This window comes from Mesorhizobium sp. M0296 (assembly GCF_040321675.1).
GTDB lineage: Bacteria > Pseudomonadota > Alphaproteobacteria > Rhizobiales > Rhizobiaceae > Mesorhizobium.
Genome location: NZ_JAMYRZ010000063.1, coordinates 17607 through 27523, shown reverse-complemented (window position 1 = coordinate 27523; position 9917 = coordinate 17607). Strand labels below are relative to the sequence as shown.

The following is a 9917-nucleotide window of genomic DNA, read 5'->3' as shown; positions in this document are numbered from 1 at the left end:
GTCCAACGGTCAGACCGAGGGCCAGATCACCAAGCTCAAGCTCGTGAAACGCCAAATGTATGGCCGAGGAAAACTCGACCTGCTTGAGGCGCGCGTCATCGGCGCTGGCTAGGTTCAATCATCACCAAAAGTGCGTCAGAGCCAATATTGGACGCCGATCAGGGATCAAAGTTCGGCGCCGATTGACAGGCTTTGCCGAAGTTGTCGTGGCTCCCGATGAGCCTGTCGCCGGTTCGCGGCCGGCGGCATCCCCAGCGGTGATCGAGCTGGAGGTCGCCGGCAAGGTGCGGCTGCGGATTCCGCTGACCACGCCGCCAACACTGGCGGCGGCGATGGTGAAGGCGCTGGGCGTTTCATGATCCCGGTCCCGAGTCAGGTGCGGATCTGGTTGGCGGTCGGCCGGACCGATATGCGTCGTGGGATGCAAGGCCTCGCTCTGGTTCAGGTTCAGGAGACGTTGGGCCGGGATCCGCATGCCGGCGATCTTTATGTCTTCCGCGGCCGCAGCGGCAATCTGATCAAGATTATCTGGCATGATGGGCTCGGCATGTCCCTGTATGCAAAACGGCTCGAGAAGGGCCGGTTTCTATGGCCGTCGCCGGCGGACGGTACGGTTTCCATATCACCGGCGCAGCTCGCCTACATGCTCGACGGGATCGATTGGCGCAACCCGGTTCACACATTCCGCCCCCAGCGCGCGGGCTGGATGACTTCACTGCGGCGATCAAAAATAAGAAGGATTTCGTGCTCAAACGTCTGTTCGACACGGCAACGGGAGCCATCGCCGTCGATCCGAGAACGAGCCGGCAGTGGCCCGGAATGCTCATCTACAAGGGGCAGCAATATATCTGGAATGGCGCCGAAAGCGCGTTCGTCTACCAGACGGGAACATGGCAACCGTTCCCAGTCAGCACAATCAATATAAAGAAACTTTATACACAGAACTATCACATCTACGCTATCCAACGGATCGCCATTGGCCAAGCGTGGGCAGACTGGGCGACGATGTCGCTGCCGCAGCTCAATGGGCCGCCTTCGGTATCTCAAATACCATTGGACCGCCGTCGCACATGCCATCCGAAACAATCAGAATTCGGTAGGCGCTACCGGTCGCACCGATTACAGCCATGCCCTCCGGCTTAATCTCTTTGTCCTTGCAGCCGAATTGTTTGCCGCGTGACACGGATGACAGATTGAGGTTTGCCAATGTGGTGACCTCACCCTGTCCGTCTCCCTCGACGGAACCATCCCAGAAGCTCACGGTCCAACCGCTGTCGCTTGGGTTGTCGCCTGGCCCTCCGAGGACGAGCATGCCACCGTCAACGCTTGCCAGATCACGGATCCCCCTACTGCCTAATTGCAAAACTGTGAGCCGAGCCTGTTCCTTCTTATCCTCGAAGAGACCAGCCAATGGCACCGTCAGAACATAGGCAGATCCATCAGCCGCGAGTGGTCCCCTCAAACCTAGATAGAGGTCGGAGTCCCGGACCGCCAGACCCTCGATATCCACTCCGTTGTTCGGGTCGCCCAGGCATTTGTCAAAGTAGGGCCCGATCTTGGGGTTCGCCGCCACGATGTCGGAGAGATCGATTTTCTTAATCGTTGCGGCACCGGCACCATCTGCAAGGATCGCCAGACCGTCTTTGCCGGTTTGGTAAGGTATCCGCACGAGGTTGTGGCTCGCGGCGTTTTCGTCGCAGTTCTTGCGTTTCCGTGTGTGGGATCCCAACAAGTAAAAGTAGGTCTGGTCCTTGGCGACACCCTCAGCGTCCAGCTCATCACCGTCGGAAAGCACGCTGAGAGGTTCGCCCGACGCTGCAATGGCTCCGTCCTTAAGCTCTATCAGCAGCGTCGCGGCGCCTTCGTCGAGGGCAAGCAGACAGTGTGACGGGATCGCCTCCGGTACGCATGCTATGCCGCTTATTGCGCGCCTGATGTCCTTGTCGAAAGGAAGTGCGTTCGCGGCGGGAAGAGGGCCTTTGACGGGTGCGATTTCGGCGGCAATCAGATGAGAATCTGGGGCGAGAAACAAAACAATGGCGATGACCGCCGAGCTGAAGGAGAATGGTTTCTTGTTGAATGACATGGCGGCCCCTCACCAGCGAAGCGGATAGGGAGACCGATTAATGGGAAGCTTGCTCTTTCGGCGCATTATCTTCGTTGCCCCCGATATCGGTTTCGATCTCTTCGTCTTCACTACCCACAGGCTCACCGGTGCTGAACTCCTGTAGGTACGGCAGGTTAATATGTCCATCCATCAAGCCATCTCCTTGCAGATCGACCCGAGCCCAGGTCTCCCCCGGCCCGTCTTTGCCTAGTACGAAGACCCTGGTTCCGGCGGGAAGAGTGCTAAGAACGTTAAAATCCGAACCTGCCCCTGCTCTCAAGCGGACGCCGTCTCTGGCCATAACCGTGTACTCAGGGACCAAATCAGGATGCGCCCATCCTGCTGCTGCTGCCTTTTTCAGCCAATCGGGCGCATTGTCAGCTTTTCCGCCCTTTCCCCAAACGGCGCGAGATCCAAAGCCAACATGCAGAGTTTTAGAGCCCATGTAATCGACCCCGGCGCCGATCCCGGTTGCGCCGTTCCGAGCAGCAGATGTAACAAATCTAACTATGGTCGGTAGATCGCTTGCTGAGGTGAAGTCCAAGGTGTGTCGGTCAACAATCAATTGGAGATCCGCCGCGTTGCCGTTGTCGTGCCGGTGAGAACCGGTTCGTTTGCTACAAGCCGCGCATTGCCCGCCTGATATTACCAAAACATTGGTAATTTATGCCTCGTCAGCAGCCTGCAGCAGAACTTTTCTTAGAGAATCAGTGATTGGCCAATCGCGGATTTTGCCTTCGTCGCTTCGACTATTGAAGCCATTCTAAATGCCCCTGCGTCAAAGAAGAACTATAGCAGAGAATTTTTATAGAAGGCAATCTGCTGGCTGGATCGATCTTGGGGTCGGTCCTGGCCGCGTGGCAGGGTAGGCCTCGTCAAACACTGGGTACGGCTTTCATCCCGCATCAAGCCGTGGCGTTCTCCAGATCGAGGAACTTGGCCTTCAGGTTGCGCCGGTGGGTCAGCAGAAGCCGGGTCGGCAGCAGCTGTCCGGCGGAACCAGCCCGTGGGATGCCGCCCGCCATCCAAAACCGGCTGAATTCCGAAGATTGGCGCACCCGGGAGGATGAAAGTGGGCACTCGTATGTTATTGTTTCACCGGTATAATTTAGATCGTCTATTCGTCCGATTGCGCTTTAAGTTCCGCAACAGTGCGTGGTGCAGGCGGCGGAACCTGCTTACTACGAATGAGGACGGCGTAGAAACGTGTTGCATGGCCGTGTGCGCCAAGCGTCTTCTCGTAGCCGTCATCCTCAATCGCCCGCTCGGTGATACCCTCATCGGGTGATTGCAGCGGGTGGATCGCAAACGAATAGCTGGGATCAATGAGGCGGTACGCTTCCAGCTCTTGTTCGAGGCGCTTCTCAATTTTCTGGATGGCTGGCAGAAGCTGGTCGCGCCATTCGATCTTGTCGGTGCCTTGTACATGAACCTGATAAACAACGGCGGCGGCAACGCGGGCTGCATAGCGTGATTTCAGGAGCGCGATGGTGCTGGTCAGTTTCGTGAGGTCTCCCTTTATCTTTCCTAGGGAGCGAACCCCGATCTTGACTTCGATAAGGGCAGCAGGCACCAGGCTGTCGTTCAGCACCACCACATCCGTGCGGCGGGAGCCCAGAATTTTGCGCGCATTGACGCCTTTCCTGGCAGTCAGGCCGTTGACCAACTTCCGGTTGGCGAACTCAACAGCAGCTTCGTAGTGCCGGCCGATCAGTTCGCGGGCAATGTCCGCTGTCAGAATGTACTCGGTCGTAAGCGGCCCACCGTGAAAATCTGTTATCGACGCGATTAGGTTGCTGGAACGCGCCACCCCGCCGCGCAGGGCATCAAGCAGCTGTTGATCGGTCAACGCCTGCGAGCCCATACTATTCTGCGGCCTCGGCGGGCATGTCTTTCTTCTTCCGCTTCTTCTTGCGGCCTTCCGCTGCCACGATCCGATCCGCAATGAACATGACGCTCCCGGAGTCGTCCATAAGCTGTAGTGCCTTCATGCTGCGCATCAAGCTGATGCACGAAAACAAAGGTAGGTTCAGGGATCGACCGGCAGGGTTCTTTCCGGGTGACGATGCCGAAAACAATCCGGTATTTCCGATCTTGTACGAGCGCCACCAACGCGTCGGGATCACCGCCGTTCATGACTTCGTGGATAAGCGCCTCCAGATTCTCGACAGCCCGCGGCTCCAACCTCATCAGTTCAATGGCATTTACACCTTGATCAAAAAAATGGCTCAACTGGGCTGAGAGCGTTGAGAGAGAATGTCGCGACACCGTCACGAGCAGCCACAGGTCGCAAGGCTCTACAGCAGTCTGCCCGTCGGGGCTAATGTCTCGCTTGTCCAAACATGCGATAGCAGCGTCCCCTGCCGCGACGGCAGCATTGTATTCGCCCTCGCTTGGATGGTCGTATGCCGGAAGGTCGCTGTCAAAGCATAGCGGGTCCAGATAGGTGCTCAGGCGGGCGATGTAGGCATCGTCTATGCGGTACCAATTGCCTTCACAAAGATGGAATGTTTCGCCTTGCGCATCTTGCAGCGCCGTATCGAAGACCAGGCTTTTGTAGAGAGTGTAGCGGTCTCGGATGCTCCCGTCCTCGTCGGTCAAAAGCAGCGCATGCCGGCGCAGGTCGTCAACTCCCATCGTATTAAAGTCGATCTCATGCTCATCGAGGTACTCGTAATAGCGTCCGATATAGACATCGTCATAGACAAGGCCGCGTCCTGCCCCTGCGAAAGAGGCATAGAGTTGTCACTGTAATTGATTATTTCCGGGACGGTGATGTTCAGGTCGGGATTGCGAGCACGAAAGGCCTCCAGAAGCTGACCGTTCAAAGCCTCGATCTGGCCCGCATCACGCACAGGCATGATATTCTGGATTTCTGGAAACGCGGCTTTGTAATCCTCACTTTGATACAAGTTCAGCAACTGCTCGCACAGGGCGACCAGACCGTCCGCCTCGACATCAATGCTGATGCGTAGATTGCTCCCGCCCGTAGCATGGCGAAACAGCTCCCTGTGCTCATCGCGAACCTTGCCGGTGAGGCTGCGCAGGATCGTGCTGTCGCGGTCGAAATCGAACAGCATCAGCTCGGATTCGATGGCCAACTGCGTCCGTTGGCGTTTTGCCGCTCCGGGATCAAGTGTGTCGGTGCTCTTTAGTTTGTGGGGATCGAGGGTGTTAAGCGTGACCCTGAGCCCGAAATCATACTCATAGCTGTAGTCGATCAGGTTGTGGGCCACATGGCCGAAGGAAAGCGCAAAATACCTGCCGCCGACCGGCAGAAACACAAGCGCACCCTTGTTTACCTGAGTCAGATTTTTCTCAATGTCGAAGTAAGACTTCCACCATGGGGGACGTGGCTGGCTGTCGAGCACATCGCGCGGGCATCTTTGGGCACCGAACTACCCAGGACGAAGCGTGGCCATTCGATAATTGGTCCCAGGAGCCGCAAGCGCCGAGCGATCGAAAAGGCTCGTGACGGCTTTCGGCGCGACATCCTCAATTGGTTCAAGATAAACCTGCCGGGCGCCTTTGCTACCAAGGGGAAAGATGGCTGTCCCGGTTGTGCTCCCCAATGCTTCCCAACAACCTGCAAAAGCCGTCGAACATAGGGATCAATAGTGCTTTGCCGTGTGGCCATGCCTTCTTACCTAGAGCGGACGTACCTTGGTTCATAGATCTGCCTATCGGCTAACGGTCCAGATCTCCGGTCATCAGCGATGCGCCTATGCCGGTTACTTAGGTTAGGGCGTCCTGCCGCTCCCCCGAAAGCAGACATTCCCAGCGCGGCGGTGGCCTACTATGAGGGGTGGCGGCCAGCCTTGAAGGAGGAGCCTCTTACGGCGTGGCGCGTTGTGGCGGTCGAGGCTGTAGGCGTGCTCGCACCTGGTCATAAAGTCGAAGCTCACCACGCATTTCCAGAGAAACGGCAAGCCCGAAAGGGACCGCTTCATCGACAGTGGTGCCCGAATCCGGTTCACGCTGGATCTTGAGCGAGATCGTCGTGCCGTCGGCAACCACAGCCGCGCGATCTCCGCTCCACTGGCGAGTGAAGACCGTACCGCGATTGGTCTGGTTCAGGTCGGGCTGGCTACCATGGCCCTTCACCGCCAATTCATCGAGATCGTCAGGTGCCAGGATTTTCATTCTCACCGCCCGATAAGAGTTGCGACCCGGCTGCACAGGAGTGAACCAGGCGAGAGTGGCAGAAAACGAGTGCGGACGGGCCTGTCCGCCCATCGCCGCTGGAACAGGGACAACCACGTCAACGCTGCGTTCCCGTCCCAGTTCACCGACGCACCAGAATGTTGCTCGATCAGCCGCGCAGGCTACAGCATCGTCGACGTCATAGACGCCGTATCCAAGAAATCTTCGGATATTGTCCTTCTGGCGAGAGGCTTGCCCCTGTCCAAACGGGCCGACCAACCGCTTCACCAATGCCGCTGCCTGTTCCGGCCAACGTGCCGGATGGACAAGAAGCGCCTTGATCAGCACTGCTCTCTGAGTGCCGGATAGCTGGAGGAACTCTTGCCCATAGGTCGTCTCCAAAGCATCGTGGATCCTGTGAGCAGTTCGAGAGGCGAGCGCTGTTGCAGCACTGGTACCATTGGTAAACGCTTCCGCCCCTTCCATACCCGGCCTTGGCGGTGCTGCTACCTTCAAACCCGCCCCGCGAGCAGCATTTGCCGGAACAACGATCACGCCACAGCCGCTGCCGATGACACGGAGGTGTTCGCGGGCCGCCGGCATGAGGATGTCGGGTTTAACGGAATCGGCGAAGCCAGGGCCAAGTGCACTTGAAGGGTTGGCGGTATCGAGCTCCGAAAACGGGTTGACGTTCGCTCGGGCAGATGCCCGGTCCGCTTGCGAAACCCAGTCCAGATTGCGGCCGCCAACAGTCAGGCCATTGACGGTCTCTGACGGGGACAGAAGTCGCCGGTCGGCCACGATCGCCGCAAGGGCAGTGACAACGCCCTCAGCGCGAGCGCCGTGGGGCGCATCTTCAAATGCGAGACGCGTATCAAACGCTGGTATCGGAAAGTTTGCTGTTACATTTCCAGCGCTGACGAGGAAAAGAATGCCGTAGCGATAGGCCAGCCTGTCGAGCAGCCGCGCCCAAGGTGACAGCTGACCATGGAAGGGACGTCTGACGTTTCCGAGCGAGATATTGACGATGATGACCCAAGGGGCGGAAGGTTGCGCACCACCACGCATTTGTAGGACCGCCTGATAGATAAGGTCCACTATCAGCCGATCGGATGGGAACCGATCACTGTTTCCCATAACTGGGATACAGTGGATCTGCCGAGGAAGCGGCACTTCCTGCCGATTACGATCGCCGTGAACAATAAGTGACGCCATGGCCGATCCATGGACGCGTTGAGCGACCAGGGCATCGGGCTCCAGCCCGAAATGATCTTCCACATTAAGGTGCCGCCTTAGAAGGGGATGACCAGCAACTGGAACTCCATCCAGAAGTGCAAGTATCGATGCGGGGCTTACCGGCAGCTCCACAGTCGGCGCGGATGGCGGCAGACTATCATTGGCGTCTATGCTGGTGACGGCGCTCTGCGGGCGAATGTGCATGATCGGCTCCACGCCGGCCAGACTGCCCGGTTCGCGGGCAATCACCATTCGGATCGAGGCAACGGGGATCTCGGCGAGAATGGCGTGGTAGGCGATATCATCGATGCGCGCACGATGGATCAAACGTCCGCCCGCTTGGGCGACGGCATTTACGACTGCTGTCTCACTGGCGACGGCGGCATTCGCTGCGGAGCGATAGATTAGCTCGATCTCGAGCGTGACGAACTCGTCGTCATTCCGGCCGTCAATCTCCTCCTCTAGGATCTCAGCGTCCAAGGGTTGTACGCGATCCGAGGCGCCCCAGACGCGCAGATCACGGAGGCAGGCGAAGACGTCACGCCACGGAGTGTAGCCTGTCGAAAGGCTTCTTCCTGCAAGCCAGGTCCGCCAGAGCGACTCTATCTGACGCAGCGCGACAAGATCAGGAACCAACAGGTAAGCGAAGGGCGACTTATCCTCATCGCTTGGAAGCTCCTCTTCGTCGATCAACTCAAGGCCTGGAACGCGATTGATGGCGCTTGCGAAATTCGCGACGTCGCCCTTAACCTCGAAAACGAGAAGACGCTCTGGTGCGAGAGCAGTGGGATCTGCCCGCAAGGAAAGCCCAGTAGGATCGCGCTGCAGAACTTCGGTCAGACGTCGAAATTTCGGAGTGAATTCTTGATCTTGCCGTTGCGTCGGGAACGGCTCAGGTCTCTGAATGTTTGCCGGTCTGCCGGTTTGCCTTGGGGCGGCGGCGCTCGGGTGCAGCCTCAGGATTGGTTTGGTCGGATCGCTCGCCATTCAGAATTTCCGGTCCCACGCGTGTGGCCCAGAGGTCAAGCTCTGAACGCAACGCGTCATCGACGGAAAGCTCCCCCAAGCCAAGTATTTGTCTTCTTCGCACGTTTTGGCAGAAATCCAAAGCCTCGGCAAAACTTACGGTACCCAGTTTTCCACTGATAGTCTTCGACGTTGCTTTGGGAAAGTCGGGCCACTGAGAGATGATGCGATCGAGAAAGCCCTCGATCCTCTGGCGGTCCGGGAACGGGAAGCCGAGACGCATCTGGAAGCGCCGCCAAACCGCGCGGTCGAGCAATTCAGCGTGATTAGTTGCGGCAATAACAACCACATAGCTCGGCAGCTGGTCGAGCTGCATGAGAAGGAAGGAAACCACGCGTTTAATTTCGCCGGTTTCGTGGGTATCGCCACGCTCTTTCCCAATCGAGTCAAACTCATCGAAAAAGAGTACGCTCGGCCTTGTACGAACATAGTCGAACAGTTTGCGCAAGCGAGCGTTGGTTTCGCCGAGATAACTGCCGATCAGCGCGTCATATCGAACCACGAAAAAGGGAAGAGCGAGAGACTCGGCGACCGCCTCGGCAAACGAGGTCTTGCCGTTGCCGGGTGGGCCGGAAAGCAGCACCCGGTGGCGCGGCTCATAACCGTGAGTTCGCAAGACATCAGCCCGCGTATGCTCCTCAATCAGTTGTCTGCCGCCCTGTTCAACAGGAAGAGGCAGCATCAACTGACTCAGCTGGGTACGAGGCTCGAGCTCGAGAATAGTGTCCTTGCCTGTGCCAGCCTGCGCAGAATTCGACGTGAGTGCGGGCGGCGTGACGCTAACTGCGGCGAGGGCCCGTTCAAGCCGGTCCGCAACGGCGTGATGGTTTTTCGCGCGCTCCTCAGCAACCAGCGCCTCAGTCGCCGACCGAAGCGTAGCCCGGTCACCGGCAGCGCCAGCCCTTACAAGGGAGATGAGAAGATCGCTACGGGCCATAACCTCGACTGCTTTGCGTTTCCTGTTTGTTCGCAAACGAATCTTACCGCAAATAGTTTCAAAAGTCTTCTAGCAGGCTGTACAGAGTGCCAAGGCCTCTATCTGCCTTCCGTTTACTGGCAGGCCGCCCCTTCGATCGGCTGCCTCGGAGCCCATTGACCGGTGGTCTGACACTGCTGATATGTGCGGGCGATGCAGCCCTCAGCCTCTGGCGAATAATAGCCCCCGGCATTGCATAGCTGGCCCTCGAATGAGCCCGGAAGGCCTTGCGCCGGTGCTCCGGCCGGGATGGTGTCGCTGTCGCACGATCCGCGTGCAACCCATTGGTTGTGGCCCATGCATTCCAACGTGACGCGCAGGAAACAGCCCATGAATCGAACCGAATAAGCGGAATCCTTGTATAGACAGGCCGCCTCCTGTGCGAAAGTCGCGGTTGGCAAAAGCAAGATCGTCATGACTATAGCTCTC

At 57.9% G+C, this 9917-nt stretch carries 7 protein-coding genes and 2 pseudogenes; 2 read left to right on the top strand and 7 right to left on the bottom strand.

Translation table 11 applies throughout. The annotated features are described in order from the left end of the window. Window positions 1-206 precede the first annotated feature (206 nt). Together NKI97_RS33235 and tnpB are read left to right on the top strand one after the other, a co-directional pair. A complete protein-coding gene (locus NKI97_RS33235) occupies window positions 207-359 on the top strand; it encodes a hypothetical protein (RefSeq protein ID WP_352838422.1) in 153 nt (50 codons plus the stop codon). Further along, the gene (tnpB, locus tag NKI97_RS33230; RefSeq protein WP_352838421.1) at window positions 356-925 is read left to right on the top strand and encodes an IS66 family insertion sequence element accessory protein TnpB; all 570 of its coding nucleotides are present in this window, start codon (window positions 356-358) and stop codon (window positions 923-925) included. Before NKI97_RS33235 ends, tnpB begins: the two co-directional genes overlap by 4 nt. Before the next feature lie 96 nt (window positions 926-1021). Here tnpB and NKI97_RS33225 read toward each other — a convergent pair whose 3' ends face one another. The 7 genes and pseudogenes from NKI97_RS33225 to NKI97_RS33195 form a co-directional block, all read right to left on the bottom strand. Further along, a complete protein-coding gene (locus tag NKI97_RS33225; protein ID WP_352838420.1) occupies window positions 1022-2086 on the bottom strand; it encodes a DUF3616 domain-containing protein in 1065 nt (354 codons plus the stop codon). A gap of 37 nt (window positions 2087-2123) precedes the next feature. Next, window positions 2124-2672 carry an SH3 domain-containing protein gene (locus NKI97_RS33220; RefSeq protein ID WP_352838419.1) on the bottom strand — a complete coding sequence of 183 codons (549 nt, stop codon included), beginning with the start codon at window positions 2670-2672 and terminating at the stop codon, window positions 2124-2126. Between the two features lie 349 nt (window positions 2673-3021). After that, window positions 3022-3134, bottom strand: a pseudogene (locus NKI97_RS35625) (IS110 family transposase); the annotation flags it as partial. Between the two features lie 90 nt (window positions 3135-3224). Then, window positions 3225-3971 (bottom strand): hypothetical protein, encoded by a 747-nt coding sequence (locus NKI97_RS33215; protein ID WP_352838418.1) that lies wholly within the window; start codon window positions 3969-3971, stop codon window positions 3225-3227. Beyond that, window positions 3953-5478, bottom strand: a pseudogene (locus NKI97_RS35620) (DUF6119 family protein). Before NKI97_RS35620 ends, NKI97_RS33215 begins: the two are co-directional and overlap by 19 nt. A 463-nt stretch (window positions 5479-5941) precedes the next feature. Then, window positions 5942-8473, bottom strand: coding sequence for a S8 family peptidase (locus NKI97_RS33200; protein ID WP_352838416.1), 2532 nt, complete (start codon window positions 8471-8473; stop codon window positions 5942-5944). After that, window positions 8379-9449, bottom strand: coding sequence for an AAA family ATPase (locus NKI97_RS33195; RefSeq protein ID WP_352838415.1), 1071 nt, complete (start codon window positions 9447-9449; stop codon window positions 8379-8381). Before NKI97_RS33195 ends, NKI97_RS33200 begins: the two co-directional genes overlap by 95 nt. Between the last annotated feature and the right edge of the window lie 468 nt (window positions 9450-9917).